The organism is Ponticaulis profundi, assembly GCF_042659465.1.
GTDB lineage: Bacteria > Pseudomonadota > Alphaproteobacteria > Caulobacterales > Hyphomonadaceae > Ponticaulis > Ponticaulis profundi.
In genome coordinates, this window is sequence record NZ_JBHSSW010000004.1 from 350,812 (window position 1) to 367,277 (window position 16,466).

18 protein-coding genes are annotated in these 16,466 nt (G+C 57.4%); 17 read left to right on the top strand and 1 reads right to left on the bottom strand.

From position 1 onward, the window contains the following. Positions 1-68: 68 nt before the first annotated feature. Genes ACFQDM_RS04975 through ACFQDM_RS05040 form a run of 14 tightly spaced genes read left to right on the top strand, consistent with a single transcriptional unit; the run spans position 69 to position 12,588 of the window. The gene (locus tag ACFQDM_RS04975) at positions 69-986 is read left to right on the top strand and encodes a type II secretion system protein N (protein WP_377376267.1); all 918 of its coding nucleotides are present in this window, start codon (positions 69-71) and stop codon (positions 984-986) included. Then, a complete protein-coding gene (gene gspD, locus ACFQDM_RS04980) occupies positions 979-2,922 on the top strand; it encodes a type II secretion system secretin GspD (protein WP_377376270.1) in 1,944 nt (647 codons plus the stop codon). Before ACFQDM_RS04975 ends, gspD begins: the two co-directional genes overlap by 8 nt. A 32-nt stretch (positions 2,923-2,954) precedes the next feature. Beyond that, the gene (gene gspE / locus ACFQDM_RS04985; protein WP_377376272.1) at positions 2,955-4,463 is read left to right on the top strand and encodes a type II secretion system ATPase GspE; all 1,509 of its coding nucleotides are present in this window, start codon (positions 2,955-2,957) and stop codon (positions 4,461-4,463) included. After that, positions 4,450-5,667, top strand: a complete 1,218-nt coding sequence (gene gspF, locus ACFQDM_RS04990; RefSeq protein WP_377376274.1) for a type II secretion system inner membrane protein GspF — start codon at positions 4,450-4,452, stop codon at positions 5,665-5,667. The genes gspE and gspF overlap by 14 nt, the downstream gene beginning before the upstream one ends. A 12-nt stretch (positions 5,668-5,679) precedes the next feature. Next, a complete protein-coding gene (gene gspG / locus ACFQDM_RS04995) occupies positions 5,680-6,153 on the top strand; it encodes a type II secretion system major pseudopilin GspG (RefSeq protein WP_377376352.1) in 474 nt (157 codons plus the stop codon). After that, positions 6,153-6,668: a prepilin-type N-terminal cleavage/methylation domain-containing protein gene (locus tag ACFQDM_RS05000; protein WP_377376277.1), complete on the top strand. Its 516-nt coding sequence runs from the start codon at positions 6,153-6,155 to the stop codon at positions 6,666-6,668. Before gspG ends, ACFQDM_RS05000 begins: the two co-directional genes overlap by 1 nt. After that, a complete protein-coding gene (gene gspI, locus ACFQDM_RS05005; protein WP_377376280.1) occupies positions 6,646-7,029 on the top strand; it encodes a type II secretion system minor pseudopilin GspI in 384 nt (127 codons plus the stop codon). Before ACFQDM_RS05000 ends, gspI begins: the two co-directional genes overlap by 23 nt. Continuing rightward, positions 7,022-7,651, top strand: coding sequence for a type II secretion system minor pseudopilin GspJ (gspJ, locus tag ACFQDM_RS05010; protein ID WP_377376283.1), 630 nt, complete (start codon positions 7,022-7,024; stop codon positions 7,649-7,651). The genes gspI and gspJ overlap by 8 nt, the downstream gene beginning before the upstream one ends. After that, positions 7,648-8,658, top strand: coding sequence for a type II secretion system minor pseudopilin GspK (gspK, locus tag ACFQDM_RS05015; protein WP_377376286.1), 1,011 nt, complete (start codon positions 7,648-7,650; stop codon positions 8,656-8,658). The genes gspJ and gspK overlap by 4 nt, the downstream gene beginning before the upstream one ends. Further along, positions 8,655-9,863, top strand: coding sequence for a type II secretion system protein GspL (gene gspL, locus ACFQDM_RS05020; protein WP_377376288.1), 1,209 nt, complete (start codon positions 8,655-8,657; stop codon positions 9,861-9,863). Before gspK ends, gspL begins: the two co-directional genes overlap by 4 nt. Further along, positions 9,860-10,348: a type II secretion system protein GspM gene (gene gspM / locus ACFQDM_RS05025; RefSeq protein WP_377376291.1), complete on the top strand. Its 489-nt coding sequence runs from the start codon at positions 9,860-9,862 to the stop codon at positions 10,346-10,348. Before gspL ends, gspM begins: the two co-directional genes overlap by 4 nt. Then, positions 10,345-11,085, top strand: coding sequence for a type II secretion system protein N (gene gspN, locus ACFQDM_RS05030; RefSeq protein WP_377376294.1), 741 nt, complete (start codon positions 10,345-10,347; stop codon positions 11,083-11,085). The genes gspM and gspN overlap by 4 nt, the downstream gene beginning before the upstream one ends. A gap of 14 nt (positions 11,086-11,099) precedes the next feature. Beyond that, on the top strand, positions 11,100-11,609 hold the full coding sequence (locus tag ACFQDM_RS05035) for a hypothetical protein (protein WP_377376297.1): 510 nt from the start codon (positions 11,100-11,102) through the stop codon (positions 11,607-11,609). Between the two features lie 7 nt (positions 11,610-11,616). Next, entirely contained in the window at positions 11,617-12,588 is a 972-nt protein-coding gene (locus tag ACFQDM_RS05040) for a threonine ammonia-lyase (RefSeq protein ID WP_377376299.1), read from the top strand. Here the strand turns inward: ACFQDM_RS05040 and ACFQDM_RS05045 are convergent. Then, the gene (locus tag ACFQDM_RS05045; protein ID WP_377376301.1) at positions 12,577-14,559 is read right to left on the bottom strand and encodes a transglycosylase SLT domain-containing protein; all 1,983 of its coding nucleotides are present in this window, start codon (positions 14,557-14,559) and stop codon (positions 12,577-12,579) included. The two genes, ACFQDM_RS05040 and ACFQDM_RS05045, sit on opposite strands and share 12 nt — an antisense overlap. Positions 14,560-14,686: 127 nt before the next feature. On the opposite strand from ACFQDM_RS05045, the gene dapA reads away from it, so the two are divergent. Genes dapA through ACFQDM_RS05060 form a run of 3 tightly spaced genes read left to right on the top strand, consistent with a single transcriptional unit; the run spans position 14,687 to position 16,464 of the window. Further along, positions 14,687-15,562 (top strand): 4-hydroxy-tetrahydrodipicolinate synthase, encoded by an 876-nt coding sequence (gene dapA, locus ACFQDM_RS05050; RefSeq protein ID WP_377376304.1) that lies wholly within the window; start codon positions 14,687-14,689, stop codon positions 15,560-15,562. A 1-nt stretch (position 15,563) separates the two neighbouring features. Continuing rightward, the gene (gene smpB, locus ACFQDM_RS05055; RefSeq protein ID WP_377376306.1) at positions 15,564-16,022 is read left to right on the top strand and encodes an SsrA-binding protein SmpB; all 459 of its coding nucleotides are present in this window, start codon (positions 15,564-15,566) and stop codon (positions 16,020-16,022) included. Positions 16,023-16,053: 31 nt separating this feature from the next. Further along, positions 16,054-16,464, top strand: a complete 411-nt coding sequence (locus ACFQDM_RS05060; protein WP_377376309.1) for a VOC family protein — start codon at positions 16,054-16,056, stop codon at positions 16,462-16,464. The last annotated feature ends 2 nt before the right edge of the window (positions 16,465-16,466 follow it).

Here is a 16,466-nt window from a genome sequence, read left to right on the forward strand (position 1 = left end):
AAGCAGCCTTTAAGCTGGTTCGGCCGAGTTCAATGAAAGTAACACGCGTGCGGGTTTCGAAATCAGCAATGTCAGGTCTTGGAAGCGCTCTTCTGGAGCGTAAGGGACGCATTGGCACCGGTTTCGGACTGGCCTTCGATCTGATCTGTCTGGCATTGCTGGCGCTCGCAATTGCGAGGATCATCTGGGTGCTTCTGTCACCTGCAGCGTTCGTGGATATGACCGGGCGCATGACGGAACAAACCGCCGCGCCGCGTGTGGAAACCCTGCAGGCAGACCCAGGCATTTTTAGCCGGTTCAATCCTTTTGATCGCCAGCTCGTTCAGAGTGAGGACGCGATTGAGGAAAGCGCGCCGGAAACCTCCCTTAATCTGCAGATTCGTTCACTGATCGCATCGACCGACCCTGAAAGCAGTTCGGTTCGTCTGCAATTGCCGGATAACAGTGTGAAACGCTTCTCTGTGGGTGATCGGGTCGTGAATGGCGTCACGCTGGAACGCATTCTGGAGGACCGGGTGATCCTGTCTCGATCGGGACAGCGCGAGGTGCTGTATGCTTATGAAACCCGTGTGCTCGACATTGATCTGGAAGGACGCCAGGACGCATCAGCCAGACCTGAAACAGGGGCGCAGAGCGAAGTAGATGACGCACCGACCTCTCAGACTGTCGACCTGACGGATGTGCGCGTCGAGAGCATGGATGTTTTCTACAACGGTATCCGGCTACGACGCGAAGTTGATGATGCCGGCCAGATTGGTCTGATCATTCAGAGCAATTCTGATCCAGCGCTTCTGGAAACGCTCAGCCTGGTTGCGGGAGACCGTCTGGACCGTTTGAATGGGTATGACCTGAACGAAGATTCCGTTTCAGACCTTTATCCAAGGCTGCGCGACGAAACGCAGCTGGAACTAGATTTCACGCGAGATGGTCGGGCCATGTCGCGTACCATTGAGATTGGACGACTTGCCGGGGAAAGCAATGAGTAAACATCGGACGGGTCTCGGGCTGACCCAGACACTTCTCGCCGCCATGGCGGTGCTGGGGCTTTCAGGCGTGCCAGGCGCTATGGCGCAGATGGACACCCCGAACGAGCAGGTTCACCGGATCAACCTCAAAGAGGTCGAGATCGCAGACCTGATCGAAGATGTGTCGATCATTACCGGTTACACCTTCATCGTGCATCCTCAGGTGCGTGGACGGGTCACGGTAACCTCTCAGGCGCCACTCACCACGCGTGAAGTGTTTGATGTGTTCCTCGCGACGCTCCGCGTTCACCAGTTCGTTGCAGTGCCTGCCGGAGACCGGACGTATCGCATCGTGCCGGAACAAACGGCGGCAAGTGATGCAGAAGTCATGATCAGTCGCGGCGATGATGCCTTTGTGACGCAGATCCTGAAGCTGAACTATTTCAGCGCCGTGGACGCTGCGACCATGATCAAACCGGTGATTAATCCGGCCGGGCAGGTCGTCGCGAACAAGAACAGCAACACCGTGGTTGTTGTGGATTATGCCTCCAACATGGCGCGCGTCCGGGAAATTGTGCGTCGCCTTGATGAAGATCAGACGGTGGTCAAAACCATCTCCCTCAAAAACGTGCCAGCTTCTGAGATGGAAGCCCTGCTGAATGATCTCGACAGTGAGTTCTCCATGAACTTTCGCGCGGTGGCATCCGATACAACGAACACGGTTGTTGTGCGCGGCGAGGAAACCAGCGTTCTACGAGCGGTCCAGGTTGCCACCCAGCTCGATTCATCAGAGCGCGCACGCGACAATATCCGGGTGATCTCGCTCAATAATGCCAAGGCGGTTGATATCGTCCCGGTGCTGGAGCGCCTTGGCGGAGCCTTGTCGGAACAGGCAAATCTTGAGGCGGGTGGATCGGATGCGCCGACCATTTCCGCGCATGAACCTACCAATTCCATCGTGATCAGTGCAGATTACGAAATGCTGGAAGCCATGGAGCGTGTGGTTGCCGCTCTGGATGTGCGTCGTCCGCAGGTCATGGTTGAAGCGCTTGTTGTGGAAATGTCCGATGACGCCGTTGATGAGCTTGGCCTGCAATTCGTTGTTTCCGGTACAGACGGTTCCATTCCCTTTGCGACGACGAATTATTCGCGTTCTGCGCCCAACATGCTTGCGCTGACCGGCGCACTCGCTGGTGCAGGTGAACTGAGCGATGATGTGGCATCTGACCTGCAATCGTCGGCCATTTCGTCTCTTCTCGGACTGGAAGGTATCTCGATCGGTGGTGGCGGTGTCAGCGGCGATACGCTGTTCGGGGTGATCCTGAACGCCGTGAAGAGTGACGTGACCTCGAACATTCTTTCGACGCCGATGGCGATGGTTGTCGATAACGAAACGGCCTCCATCATTGTCGGGCAAGAAGTGCCTGTGACCACAGGATCTGCGGTTGGAAGCGATCTGACCAACGCCTTCGTGACGATTGAGCGCAAGGATGTGGGCGTGCAGCTCGATGTGACCCCGCAAATCGGTGAGGGCGACGTGGTAAAGCTTCAGCTCAAGCAGGAAGCGTCCAACATTGCCGGTAGCGCTTCTTCTGGTGAGATCATCACCAATAAGCGCTCCATTGAAACGACGGTTCTCGCCGATGATGGCGAGATCATCGTGCTTGGCGGCCTGGTCGAGCAGACGCGGTCCTTAAGTGAAAGCAAGGTACCGCTTCTGGGAGACCTTCCAGCCGTCGGTAATCTTTTCAAATCGCGCGGTGACAATGTGACAAAGACCAATCTGATGGTCTTTATCCGTCCGACCATTGTGCGCGACACAGCGGACGCCAAACTGACAACGGTCCAGAAATATCGTTATCTTCAGGCGCAGGAACTGATCCGGAATGAGGGCGACCCATCCGCGATGGATCAATACATCTCGGATGTGTTTGGCGCTGCGCCGCCAGACAGCTGATCCGGGTACGAGTAGAGTGAAAGACAGGTCGAATGTCGACGGAAACTGATCCCGTCATCTCTTATGGTTATGCCAAGGAAAACGGCGTCATCCTTCTGGCTCCGGCCTCGGAAGGCGAGGTGCTGCGCCTTGGTATTCGCGAAGGGGCGCGCCCGCGCGCTGTGATCGAGGCACGACGCGCCATCGGGCACAGCTTTGCCTTGCAGCCCATGACGCGTGGTGAGTTCGACGCAGCCCTGTCCAACGTCTATGCCTCTCGCGGGATTGATGCCGACTATGACGAGTCCGGTCTGGGTGATCGCGAAGATCTGGCAAGCCTGGTCGAAGGCATTCCGCAGACAGCCGATCTTCTGGACGCCGAAGATGATGCGCCCGTGATCAAACTGATCAACGGCCTGATCTTCGAGGCCGTGAAACGGCGCGCGTCCGACATTCACATTGAACCTTATGAGGACAAGCTTTCCATCCGCTACAGGATTGATGGCGTGCTGATGGATGTCCTCAGCCCGTCGCGGCGTCTCGCGCCGCTTCTGGTGTCACGGATCAAGGTGATGGCGCGGCTCGACATTGCTGAAAAGCGCGTGCCGCAGGATGGTCGGATTTCACTCGCCCTTGGCGGGCGCGCAATCGATGTTCGCGTGTCGACCTTGCCGTCCCGCTATGGAGAGCGGGTCGTTCTGCGTCTTCTGGACAAGGAACAGGCGCGACTTGATCTGATTGATCTTGGCATGGATCAGGCCGCATTGGACCGTTTCAAGCAGGTTCTGCGTCAGCCAAACGGCATTGTGCTGGTCACCGGCCCAACGGGCTCGGGTAAGACAACGACGCTCTATTCCGGTTTGACGCTCCTGAACGACCAGACACGCAATATTCTGACGGTTGAAGACCCGATTGAGTATGGCCTTGATGGGGTTGGGCAGACACAGGTGAACACCAAGGTTGGACTGACCTTCGCTGCGGGCCTTCGCGCCATTCTGCGTCAGGACCCGGACGTTGTGATGGTCGGCGAGATCCGCGATGTGGAGACAGCTGAGATTGCCGTACAGGCCAGTCTGACAGGTCACCTTGTGTTGTCGACCGTGCACACAAACTCTGCCGTGGCTGCGGTGACCCGTCTTCGGGATATGGGCATTGAGCCTTTCCTTCTGAGTTCGACCTTGCGCGCGGTGCTGGCGCAGCGTCTCGTGCGACGTCTCTGCAAATCCTGCAAGGAGCCATATCAGCCAGCCGACTATGAAGCGAAGGAGCTGGGCCTGGACAGCGCAGACGGACTGACCTTCTACAAGGCGAAGGGTTGCATGGCTTGCAGCAATACCGGCTTTGACGGACGGGCTGGCGTGTTTGAACTCTTCGTGGTCGATCAGAACTTGCGCCGCATGATCCATGAGGAAGCCTCTGAACACCAGATGGAAGACTATGCCTTCCAGACTGCAGAGGATCTGTTTGCAAATGGCGTCCGCCATGTTCTGAATGGCGTGACCACAGCTGAGGAAGTGCTGCGCGTCTGTCGCCGTGATGGAGACGGAAATGCCAACCTTTGAGTATGTGGCTCTCGGGAGCGATGGGAAGCGTGAGAAAGGGCTGATCGCAGCCGATTCTGCACGTGCGGCGCGTCGTGAACTGAGAGTTCGTCAGCTCACGCCCGTCAGGATAGGTGAGGCCAAAGAGAAAAAAGCCAGCCAGTTCACGGCGCGGTTTCAGCCTTCACCGGTCTCACAATCCGATCTCCTTCTGGTCACCCGCCAATGGGCGATGATGATCCGCTCAGGCACACCTGTGGAGGAAGCGCTGCAGGCTGCAGCGTCGCAGGCTGAAAAGCCAGGGCTCAGAAAAGTTCTGCTGGCAGTGCGCGCATCCGTAACCGAGGGTTTCAAGCTTTCAGAGGCACTTGCCGAGCATCCGAAAGTTTTCAGCGGGTTATATCGTTCCATTGTGGCGGCGGGTGAGGCGTCCGGCCAGCTTGGTGCGGTACTGGAACGTCTGGCCGAATATCTGGAACGCTCTCGCAAGGTTCGCCAGACCATCACAGCAGCGCTGATTTATCCGTGTGTGCTCGCCTTTACTGCGATTGCCGTGATCATCGGCCTGATGACATTTGTTGTGCCAAAGGTTGTCGAGCAGTTCGCTTCGATGGAACAGGATCTGCCAACGCTGACACGCGTCATGATTAACATTTCCCATGCCTTGCAGAATTATGGGCTCTTCATGTTGATCGCGCTGTTTGCAGCCATCTGGGGCGCGAGCTTCCTCCTGAAGCGCAAGCCTGTAAAGCGGACGGTCGATGGTGTTTTGCTGAAGCTGCCGGTGATCGGAAACATGCTGGTGCAGATGAACAGCGCGCGCTTTGCCCGTACGCTCTCGACGCTGCTTGGTAATGGCGCGCCCGTGCTGGAAAGTCTGGCGGCGGCGCGTGGCAGTCTCGGAAATCTGGTTTTTCAGGATGCCGTCAGTCAGATCATCATACGGGTGAGAGAAGGCGGTGGCATGAGCCGCGCCATGAAAGCGCAAGGCGTGTTTCCGCCCCTTATGGTTCAGCTCGCTGCCAGCGGTGAGGCCAGCGGCCAATTGCCGGATATGTTGCTGCGGAGTGCGCAATATCTGGAAGACGAGTTTGAATCGGCGACGGCTGTTGTGCTGGGGCTCCTTGAGCCGCTGATCATTTTATTTCTGGGCGGCATTGTCGCCCTTGTGGTCCTTTCGATCATGTTGCCGATCCTGCGCCTGAACGCGCTGGTGATTGGATAGAGAACGGAGTTTATCGTGCTGAAACGTCTTTTCAGAAAACGCAGACAAGATGACAGGCAAACCGGTGAGGAAGGCTTCAGCCTGACCGAGATCATGGTCGCAGTCTTCATCATGGGCCTGCTGGCGACGGTCGTGCTGATCAATGTGCTACCGGCGCGCGATACGGCAATGGTGTCCAAAGCGAAGACAGATATCCGTGCCTTCGAAGCTGCGCTGGAACAATACCGGCTGGATATGCTGGACTATCCATCGACAGAGCAGGGGCTTGAAGCTCTGATCGAGCCGCCAACAAATTCCGAACGGGCCGAACGGTATCGACAAGGTGGCTATCTCACCCGATCTGCGCTGCCGAAAGACCCGTGGGGCAATGAATACCAATACCAGTATCCGGGCGAACATGCCCGCGTTGACATCTATTCGCTTGGCGCAGACGGCCGTCCGGGCGGCGAAGAACTCAATGCAGATGTGGGGAACTGGGAAGAGTAATGCGTTCAGGGCCACTTGCATCTGACGCCGGGCTGAGCCTGGTCGAAATCATGGTGGCCCTGTTCATTGTTGGCCTGACCAGCAGTTTTGTCATTCTCTCCATTCCGCGTAGTCCGACACCGCTGCACGAAGCCCAGAGCCTGTTTGAGGATCAGGTCCGCATGGCGCGTGAGGCAGCGATGATGAGCGGCTCTGCGTACGGTGTGGCCCTTGAGGATCACACGCTCAGTCCTCTCATCTTTCGCAATGGCGAATGGCAGGCCCCGCCTGCGAGTACGCGCCTTTTGACGGTTCAGCTGCCGGAAGCTGTCGAACTCGAGCGAACGGATATCATTGAGCCGCGCAGCGTCGCATTCAGCCTCGATGATGAACCAGAACCATTGCGGCCGGACATCTGGTTTGATCCGAGCGGTATTGCCGAGACCGCTGTCATTGAAATGCGCCATAAAGGCGGGCTGGTCCGGTTTACCGTGCAGCGAGATGGAGGGTTGGATGTCATCCGTTCCCGCCGCTGAAACCACGCGCAATGAGGCTGGCTTTTCGCTGTTTGAAGCGATGGTCGCGCTTGCGGTTTTCTCATTGTCTGCCGTGTCAGCGCTGACGCTGATCACGCAGAATGTGCGCTCTGCCATTGATCTGGAGGCGCGGGCTTTTGCGACCATGGTTGCTGAAAATGTGCTCGTCGAAAGCCGCCTTCAGAAGATCCTCACAACCAGTGATACGGTCGGAAAAGCCCAGATGGGCGGCTTCGATTTTGAGTGGGAGCGCCGGGTCTATGAAACAGGCGAAGAAGGGCTCAAGCGCATCACGGTAGATGTGAAGCAGGACGGCCAGAAACAGACTCTCATCGTGCTGAACGGGTTCCGCAATGAATAGTCCGTCTCGCGCTGATCAGGGGTTCTCTCTGATGGAAGTATTGGTGGCGTTGTTCGTCATCACGATCATTTCCACGTCCGGGGCGACGATCCTGATGCGGTCGGCAGATAGCCGCGAAGCGATGGCAGATGTCACCCGCCGGGTATCCGATATCAGTCAGACGCACGCGCTTATCCGCGATGATCTCGCCCAATGGGTGCCGCGCGAGTTTCAGGGACGAAATGGGCTCGATCCGGTATCCATTTTCATGGGCGGCACGATTGCCGAGCGTGGCCTGCTGTTCGCTTTTGTTCGCGATGGCTGGCTCAACCCGAATTTCGAGCAGCCGCGCAGCGGGCTCATCAATGTTCGCTATGTCGTGGAAGAGGGCAAGCTTCTGCGCAAGGTCGAGCTGACACCGGATGCCGTGCAGGGAAGCGAAACGCTGGATCAGGTGCTTCTGGAAGGCGTCACCTCCTACCGCGTCGAATTTCGTCAGGGCGATTTCTGGGTGCCGCAATGGCAGTCTGGCCCCGGCCAACCGATCGGGGCGCCGATCGCCGTCAGGCTCGAGCTTGGTCTGGAAAATGGCCGAAACTTTGAGTGGCTATTCATCACGCCAGCCGGGGGGCTTCTGTCATGAGCCTTCTCCGGCGTGTTTTCAGACCAGACGCCCGATCAGAACGCGGTGCAGCGCTGTTGATTGTCTTGCTGCTGGTCGCAACGCTTTCGGTGCTCTCGCTGGCGATTGTGCAAACCGTCACACATGCGTATCGGCTTTCGGGCCTGTCGTCTTCGCGCAGCCAGGCGCTGTGGCTGGCTGTGGGTGTCGAAGATTTCGCCAAGGTGAAGCTTCAACAGGCGCTCCAACTGACCGAAGGCAAGCTGGACCGTCGCACGCCCGGCCTGGATGAGCCGCTGGTCGTCCCGGTGGAGGGCGGTGAGATCCGCGCGGTCATTTCGGATGCCTCCAACTGCTTCAATCTCAACAGTCTGGTTCAGTCGGAAGAGGCGCTCAGTAACCCCGATGTCGTGGACGCCGGCGCATTCTATCTGGCGATGCTCGAGGCGCTTCAGATTGATCCGACGCAGGCGCGGGAAATGCTGGCTGCGACACAGGACTGGATCGACGCGGATAACGCGCCGCGCTCCTTCGGTGCTGAAACCTCCTTTTATGCAAGTCAGGAAAAGCCCTATGCGGCGGGAAACACTTATCTGGCTTCGCCGCAGGAAGTGCTGGCCATTCGAGGCTATTCGCCGGAGGTCTTTCGCCGCATTCGCCCTCTGATCTGTACGCTGCCGAATGATCAGGTTGGTCAGTTCAATATCAACATGCTGACCCCCGATCAGGCGCCGTTGCTGGCGCCGGTTTTTGCGGGCGTTGTCAGCATCGATAGCATTTACGGCCAGCTGGAAGCACAACAGGGGCGGTCATTCGCCGATACCGAAGAGTTCTTCGCCCAGCCCATGTTTGCGGTGGTCGATCCTGAACAAAGACTGGATAGCCTGCTCAGTGTCGAAGCACATCTGTTTCGATTGCGCGGTGAGGTGGTTTATCTCGACACTGTGTCGAGCTATGAGGCGATATTCGAACGCGGGCAGAGCGGAGCCATCCGACTGTTGCGTCGTCGCCTCGGAGTGGATGAATGAACACGCTGATTGCTTTTGACGACACGACGCCGGATGCGGGCTTTTCCTGGTATCTGAAAAGCTCGAATGGCTTGCTGGACGCTTTGGAGCCCGATGAGGCTGCATTGGATGACACCTCCAGCCGTGTGCTGCTGATCGTTTCCGGTCGGGACGTTTTTCTCAGTGAGATTGACACTGTCGCGCGCACGGAAAAGGAAATCCGCGAAACAGCGCTCTTCCAGCTCGAGGATGAACTGGCTGAGCCAATCGGCCAGCTTCATGTGGCGCTTGGTCCGCGCAATCCGGATCATCCGCGCCGCCGCAAAGTTGCGATTGTTTCGAAAAAGCGCATGGCAGGCTGGCTGGAGGCAGTTTCGGCGGTCAGTCCGGCATTGGCTGACCGTGTGTTCATCATTCCTGACACCAGCCTGTTTTCAGATACGGATGATGCCTTCATCTATGACGGTGATGGTCAGTTTCTGCTGGCGCAGGGCGATGGCCTGCTTTCGCTGGATCCGGCGCATGTGCATGAGCTTTTGCCCGCTTTGCTGCAGGATTATTCGGCAGACAAAATTCCTTTCATTCAAGGTGATGGCGCGATGCTTTCATCTGAAGCTTCAGTGTCTGGTGTGAACTTCGAAGCGGCTGGTGAAAGCCATTATGTCGACCTGATTTCAGAGCGTCTGTCATTTGTCGTGGGACTCGATCTGCGGCAGACGCCATTTGCGCGCAAATCAAAGCTTCGCTTCGATCTGGGTGTCTGGCAGAAGAGTGCTGTGCTTGCCGCAAGCGTAATCCTGGCCTGGCTCGCCTTTCTGGGTGTCTCGACCTTCCAGCTGAATCAGGAAGCTGATGCGCTCTATGAAAAAGCTCGTGCGGCGTATGTTTCGGTCTATCCGGATGAAGCCCGCGCGGTAGACCCGCACCGGCTCTCCCAGGCGAAGCTCCGAACGCTTGGAGGCGGGACAAGCAGTTCTGCCAATTTTGGCGGCCTTCTGTCGGCGTTCTACAAAGGCCTTGAACAGGTCGAAGGGGTTGAACTCGTCTCCTTCAATTACAGCGGCGAGACGGGGCGTTTGTCGGCCAGTCTCAAATTTACATCCTATCAGGATCGTGACGCGCTCAAGCAGGCATTCGATCAGATGGGGCTTTCCATGCAGCTCGGCGGCGCGCGTCAGGAAGAAGGCTTCCTGATCGGACAGGCCGTGATCGGAGGCAGCCTATGAAATCCTGGTGGATGAATTTGAGCACGCGCGAGCGCGCCATGCTGTTCATTGCGGGCGGTCTTGCTCTGATATTCGTGCTGTATCAGCTGATCTATCTGCCTCTGTCCGAGGCAAACGCTTCGGCCAAGCGCGCCTATGCCCGCCAGGCTGAAGAAACACATGAAACACTGGAAGCGCTGGCCGTCCTGCAATTGCATGGCGGTGCTTCGACCGAGGCTTCTGCCGCCTCGACGAGTTCGGAAAGCCTAGAGCTTCTGCTCAGTCGCACGGCATCTGCGTCGGGGCTCGAGATTGTGCGTCTGCAGCCGGGCAATGGCGCGTTGACGGTCTGGTTTGACCGGGTCGATGCGCGAACGGTTATGGGATGGATGTTGAACCTTGAAGCTAATCAGGGGCTGTTCGTGACCTCTGCTGACCTGCGCGAAGCCGATAGCGGCGCTGTCCTTCGCGGAAGTGTTGCGTTCCGAAAGGCGGCGGCTTCATGAAGTGGCCGGTTTATCTTGGTGTTCTCGTCGTTCTGACGCTTGTGACCCTGGTCGCGACAGCCCCGCTGTCCTTCGTGATGGAGCGGGCCGGCCAGTCGGTTCCGGCGCTGCGTTATCTTGGAACGAGCGGCACCATCTGGCAGGGACGCGTAGATGATCTGGAATATGGTATTCAGCCGGTTGGGGATCTGGCGCTTGAGACGCATCCCTCTGCACTGCTGATGGGACGCTGGTCGGCTGACTTTCAATTGACCGATGCGGAAATTGTCGCGGCTGGATCGGTTTCGGCCTCGCTTGGCGGTGACGTCTCTCTGAAAGATCTGCGCATGAGCGGGCGAACACGCGATCTGATGAGCATCCGCCAGGAAGTGCGTGAGCTGGATGGTCGGTTCACGCTCGATCTGGATGAGCTGAAGCTTCGCAATGAGACTTGCGTTTCGGCTGACGGTGATGTGTGGACTGATATTCTGACCCGCCTGGAAACACAATATGACTGGAAAGGTCCGGAACTTTCCGGACCGGTCAGCTGCGAGGATGGCCGGATTGCCCTGCGCATGAATGGCGTGGGCGAGGCAGGGGAAATCGTCTCGATTGAGCTTTTGATGGGCCTGAATGCGACTGGCAGTTTTGTTGCGCGCATTGAAAATCCAACCGAAGATATTGCTCAGGCTGCGACGCTTCTGGGTTTCGTGACTCGAGGTGATACGCTTGAATATGTCCACCGTATTTCACGCTGAGGGGAGATGAGAAAATGAGTTTGATACGAAACAGCCTCCCTTTGATCTTGTCGATCGGTGTCCTCGCGGGCTGTGCCTCTGCGCCCCTGGAAGAGCAGACCGCCAAACCAAGCCCGACCTCTCCGGCGGCTGCAACCAAAGCGGCCCAGATGAAGATGAAAAAGGGACTTCCGGCGCAGGAGCTGCAGCCCGGTGAATGTGGCCTCTTTCTCTGGACACGGCGCGAGTCTCCGGAATTTGTTTTCTTTTCCAAAGCGGGCGAAGAGACCGCGTTGTTCTGGATGGAAGGCAACACCCTCACTTTGCAGCGAACCGGCGTTGCCGGGACGGTTTTTGGTCAGGAACTGACCGAACAGTTTTTTGCCTTGCCAGATGGGCGAACCATGGAGCTCCGTATGGAGCCGGGAGACTTGCTTGTCAGCGGCCAGCGTGTGCCGGAAGCCTCCATCCGGGTTCGCGATGACAATGGCTGGGAAACGCTGATACCTGTTGCGGGTGTAACCGGCTGCCAGCCTGATGCCTGAGACCATCATGAGCCTTCCGGACATTCACGATATTCAGGACGCTGCGGCCCGATTGAAAGGCATCGTCACCACCACGCCTTTGCTGCGCAATGACAAGCTTGATGAGCTTGTTGGCGCGCCGGTTTATGTCAAATGCGAACCCTTGCAGGTGACGGGATCGTTCAAGATCAGGGGCGCTTATAATCGCCTCTGCCGACTTTCAGCGGAAGAGCGAGAAAAGGGCGTCGTTGCGTTTTCATCTGGCAATCATGCTCAGGGTGTCGCCCGTGCAGCACGGCTGTTGGGGATGCCTGCGGTGATCGTCATGCCGGAAGACACGCCTGCCATCAAAATTGATGGCGTGAAAGCCGACGGCGCGGACATCGTCTTCTACGACCGGTTCAGTGAAAGCCGCGAGTTGATCGCTGAATCTCTCACAAAGAAACTGGGTGCCGTGTTGGTGCCGAGCTTTGATGATTTTCACATCATCGCCGGGCAGGGCACTTGCGGATTGGAAATCGCTGAGCAATGGCCACTGGAAACGCCTCCGGCCCAGCTTGTCTGCTGCGTGGGTGGCGGCGGTCTGATTTCAGGTGTCAGCCTGGCAGTTCGAAACGCTTTTCCAGACATTGAAATCTTCGGCGCGGAACCGGCAGACTTTGATGATTTCGACCGGTCTCTGAAAGCCGGAGAACGGCTTGGCAATCCTGCGGGCGCACGTTCGATTTGCGATGCCTTGCTCTCTGAGCGTCCGGGAGAAATGACCTTCGCGATTGCGCGCGAGCAACTCACCGGAATTGGTCGGATCAGCGATGATGATGCGCGTGATGCGGTTCGGTTTGCGTTTCGCAATCTCAAGATTGTGGCGGAACCGGGCGGCGCAGCAGCGTTGGCTGCTGTGCTCGCCGGGCGCATTCCGGTCTCGGATGGACCGATTGTGGTGGTGCTGACGGGCGGCAATATCGACGCCCGTCAGATGTCGGACATTCTAGCGGTTTAGGTCTTCCGTCAGCCGCAGCGGGGCAGGCTCTCCGGTCAGGCGTGTGCGATAGACCTGCGTGTTTTCAAGCACGCGCTGCACATAGTTGCGTGTTTCGGAGAACGGGATCGACTCGATGAAGTCAATCGGATCGATCTCACCCTTGCGTGGATCGCCATATTCCGTGATCCAGCGCGCTGGACGTGAGGCCCCCGCATTATAGCCAGCGATTGCAAGAATATAGGAGCCGTCAAACCGGTCGATCAGATCGGACAGATGCGCGCGTCCAAGCTTCACATTGTATTCCGGGTCATCGAGCAGCCATGACATGCGATAGTCCATGCCTTCGCGTCGGGCCTGTTCGCGGGCTGTACTATTCAGCATTTGCATCAGACCATAAGCGCGGGCGCTGGAAATCGCTCCCGGGTTTAGCTCGCTTTCCTGACGAGCCAGAGCAATGGCGAGAGCCGGCTCTGCGGAATAACGCCGCTCGGTCGGCATCGGGAAGGTGAAGACCGGGAAGGCCGCTTCTGTGGCGACAACATCCTTGCCAAGGCCGGATTTTGCCCCGCGCACACCCGCTTGGGTGAGATTATAGCTATGCGCCAGATCGAACAGCAATTGGTATTCCGCAGGCGTCTCAAGCAGGCCGTCCAGATGATAGGAGATCACCCGGAAACGATAGGATTCGCCGGCCTCTGCGAGTATGCGCAGAACCTTGACGAGCTCCTTGTTTTCAAACGCAGCGATCTCCTCGCTTGTCGGCTGAACCGGCGCTGGCAGTGACACGGTGGTGATGCCAAGCCGTTCGGCGGATCTCTGCCCGTAGAAGGTTGTCATGTGCTCGGCGCCGCGTTGATAGGCGGCTGTCGCCTCGGCGGTCATGCCCATTGCAGTGTAGGCTTCGCCCAGCCAGTATTGCGCGCGCGACTTACTGATAGATGTCGAGACACCGTCTTCCAGCGTTTTGAAATGCTGTGCAGCATCGCCGGGGCGGTTCAGATAGCGCAGCGCCATCCAGCCTGCGATGAATTCGCCTTCTGCAAAGTCGACGCCTTCGGTCTGACCATGCGATTCAGCGAGCTGATAGGTGATCGTGTATTCATCGTCCCGAATGGCACGGCGAATATGCAGGTTTTTCTCGTCCCAGATACGCGAAAGGGCGCGGTCGCCCAGTCCATCGGGATTGAGCTCCAGCAGAAGCGGGCGAGCATCTTCCCAGCGACCGCGTTTGCGGCGCCAGTAAGAGCGCTCATAAAGCAGGCCGGGGTCATTCTGGAGGCTTGCCGGTACGGCGTTGATTTTGCCATCGACACCGTTTGCGCCAACCGCCAGAGCAATGCGCGCATCGATCAGGCGATCATAAGCGTCAGACAGATATGGCTTCATGGCGTCTGCCGCACTGCGCTGAGATGTCCAGAGCAGATAATCGACCCGTTTGATATGGTCTGCCGGATCGAGGATCTCTGCGTATTTGTTGGCGATCTCGCGCTGGCGGGAGATCAGAAATGAATGCTCGTGCCAGGCTTCCTTGATCAGGGTTTCGGCTTCTGCGCGGCGGCCAACCTGCATGTAGGCGTCGGCGAGCGCCAGCTTGCCTTCGCCGCTGGTTGGGCCATAGCTGACCAGCCATTCGATCCGCTCATTTGTTGAGAGGCTGCTGCTCGAAATCGCTTCTTCGGCGGCAATGCGCAGATTGTAGAGGCCGGGCCAGCCATCCAGATCATTCAGCGCGCGGTTGAGCGTCGCAAAATCGGTCGCGCTGAGGCTGGACGTGGTCTCACGCCAGAGCAGCAACTTTTTCGCTGCCGGGTCGTTTATGGCCTGGCGCAGGGCGCGAACCGTGTCCCAGTCGCCAGAACTTGCCGCGCTCAGGGCAAGTTGAACGCGTTCCGCATCCGAGCGGTTCAAGACGCTGGACTTGTATGGAGGGGATGGCTTCTTAGATGGTGGGTCGATTGCACTCGCGGGCATGGCTGATACGATAAGCATCAGACCTAGCGAAAGAAATTTATGGCATTGCATGAAAAGGGCTCTGCACTTTCGGTGGCGTCCTGTCTGGATGGTATGTATATCGAAGGGTTCCTGCAACGCTTTCGATCAATAGAAGTGAGAATTCATGTTTAAAGGCTCCATTCCGGCCCTGGTAACACCTTTCAAGGACAATCAAGTCGACTTTGCGGCGTTCGAGGCATTGGTTGAACGTCAGATAGAAGCCGGTGCAGGTGCTTTGGTTCCATGCGGAACGACCGGCGAATCAGCCACACTCTCTCACGAAGAGCACCGCGCGGTCGTTGAACGCTGCGTGCAGGTCGTGAAAGGACGCATCCCGATCATCGCCGGATGCGGCTCGAATTCAACGACAGAAGCCATCGGTCTCGTCGAGTTTGCCAAAAAGGTTGGCGCAGATGCTGCGCTGACGGTTTGCCCTTATTACAACCGTCCGGATCAGCGCGGGCTCTATGCGCATTTTGAAGCGATTTCGAAATCTGTTGAGCTCCCGATTTTCATTTACAACGTGCCATCGCGGACATCGAGCGACATTCAGCCTGAAACCGTGATCGAGCTGTCCAAGCTGCCAAACATCATCGGCATCAAGGACGCGACAGGTGAGCTTGGCCGGACAACACGTCACTTCCGTGAGTGCAAGGAAGGCTTCATCCAGCTATCCGGTGATGACCCGTCTGCCATTGGTTTCAATGCACTCGGTGGTCAGGGCTGTATTTCGGTCAGCGCGAACGTTGCGCCAAAGCTGATGGCCGATATCCAGAAGGCCACACTGGCTGGCGATTTTGCGACGGCCAAAGAGCTGGAAGGCAAAGCCTACAAGCTGCATCGCGCGCTTTTCCGGTCTTCCAGCCCGGGCCCAACCAAATACGCGCTCTCAACGCTTGGTCTGTGCGAGCCGGACATTCGTTTGCCGCTGATGGGACCAGACGAGTCCGTCAAAGCGGAAGTCGTTGAAGCCATGCAATTTGCCGGAGTGACCGCCTAATATGTCAGGTCGAAAGCTCGTCGCAGAGAACCGCCGTGCGCGGCGCGACTATGAAATCGAAGATACGCTGGAAACGGGGATTGTTTTGCAGGGGTCAGAGGTGAAAAGCCTCCGGCTCGGCAAGGCCAATATCGCTGAATCCTATGCGAGTATCGAAGATGGCGGGCTTTACCTGATCAACGCCGATATTCCGATCTATCCGGCTGCGAACCGCTTCAATCATGAGCCAAAGCGCAAGCGAAAGCTGCTCGTGCATGCGCGTGAGATTTCTCGTATTGCAGCCCGTATCGAGCGGGAAGGGCGCACAGCGGTTCCGCTGAAGCTCTATTTCAATCCGCGCGGGATTGCGAAGCTTGAGCTTGGTATCGCCAAGGGACGCAAAACCGTCGACAAACGTCACGCCGTCAAACAGCGCGACTGGGCGCGTGACAAACAACGCCTGTTGAAGGAAAAGGGCTGAGCCCTTTCACGATCATTGAGGACTTCGCGACATGCAGCCATTTCACCTTGCGTTTCCAACGTCTGATCTGGCCGCCACCCGTCAGTTCATGACAGATGTCCTCGGCGTTTCCATTGGTCGGGAATCCGAAAAATGGGTCGACTATGATTTCTTCGGTCATCAGGTGACGTCGCATCTCGTGCCAGAACTGGCTGAAGCGGCACGCAACCCTGTAGATGGCAAGCAGATCCCGGCCTTTCACTTCGGTATCGTCCTCAAATGGGAAGACTGGGAAGCCCTGGCGGAAAAGCTCGAGACCAGGGGCATTGCTTTTGTTGTCGAGCCTTATATCCGCTTCAAGGGTGAGGTCGGCGAACAGGGCACCTTCTTTGTGCGTGAACCGGGCGGCTCTGCGCTCGAATTCAAGACCTTCCGAAACTTTGACCAGCTCTTCGCGAAATAGCC

Bases quoted from the DNA above. Each gene is read 5' to 3' on its own strand.
- ACFQDM_RS04975 (WP_377376267.1), top strand. From the start codon at position 69: ATGTCAGGTCTTGGAAGCGCTCTTCTGGAGCGTAAGGGACGCATTGGC.
- gspD (WP_377376270.1), top strand. From the start codon at position 979: ATGAGTAAACATCGGACGGGTCTCGGGCTGACCCAGACACTTCTCGCC.
- gspE (WP_377376272.1), top strand. From the start codon at position 2,955: ATGTCGACGGAAACTGATCCCGTCATCTCTTATGGTTATGCCAAGGAA.
- gspF (WP_377376274.1), top strand. From the start codon at position 4,450: ATGCCAACCTTTGAGTATGTGGCTCTCGGGAGCGATGGGAAGCGTGAG.
- ACFQDM_RS05000 (WP_377376277.1), top strand. From the start codon at position 6,153: ATGCGTTCAGGGCCACTTGCATCTGACGCCGGGCTGAGCCTGGTCGAA.
- gspI (WP_377376280.1), top strand. From the start codon at position 6,646: ATGTCATCCGTTCCCGCCGCTGAAACCACGCGCAATGAGGCTGGCTTT.
- gspJ (WP_377376283.1), top strand. From the start codon at position 7,022: ATGAATAGTCCGTCTCGCGCTGATCAGGGGTTCTCTCTGATGGAAGTA.
- gspK (WP_377376286.1), top strand. From the start codon at position 7,648: ATGAGCCTTCTCCGGCGTGTTTTCAGACCAGACGCCCGATCAGAACGC.
- gspL (WP_377376288.1), top strand. From the start codon at position 8,655: ATGAACACGCTGATTGCTTTTGACGACACGACGCCGGATGCGGGCTTT.
- gspM (WP_377376291.1), top strand. From the start codon at position 9,860: ATGAAATCCTGGTGGATGAATTTGAGCACGCGCGAGCGCGCCATGCTG.
- gspN (WP_377376294.1), top strand. From the start codon at position 10,345: ATGAAGTGGCCGGTTTATCTTGGTGTTCTCGTCGTTCTGACGCTTGTG.
- ACFQDM_RS05035 (WP_377376297.1), top strand. From the start codon at position 11,100: ATGAGTTTGATACGAAACAGCCTCCCTTTGATCTTGTCGATCGGTGTC.
- ACFQDM_RS05040 (WP_377376299.1), top strand. From the start codon at position 11,617: ATGAGCCTTCCGGACATTCACGATATTCAGGACGCTGCGGCCCGATTG.
- ACFQDM_RS05045 (WP_377376301.1), bottom strand. From the start codon at position 14,559: ATGCTTATCGTATCAGCCATGCCCGCGAGTGCAATCGACCCACCATCT.
- dapA (WP_377376304.1), top strand. From the start codon at position 14,687: ATGTTTAAAGGCTCCATTCCGGCCCTGGTAACACCTTTCAAGGACAAT.
- smpB (WP_377376306.1), top strand. From the start codon at position 15,564: ATGTCAGGTCGAAAGCTCGTCGCAGAGAACCGCCGTGCGCGGCGCGAC.
- ACFQDM_RS05060 (WP_377376309.1), top strand. From the start codon at position 16,054: ATGCAGCCATTTCACCTTGCGTTTCCAACGTCTGATCTGGCCGCCACC.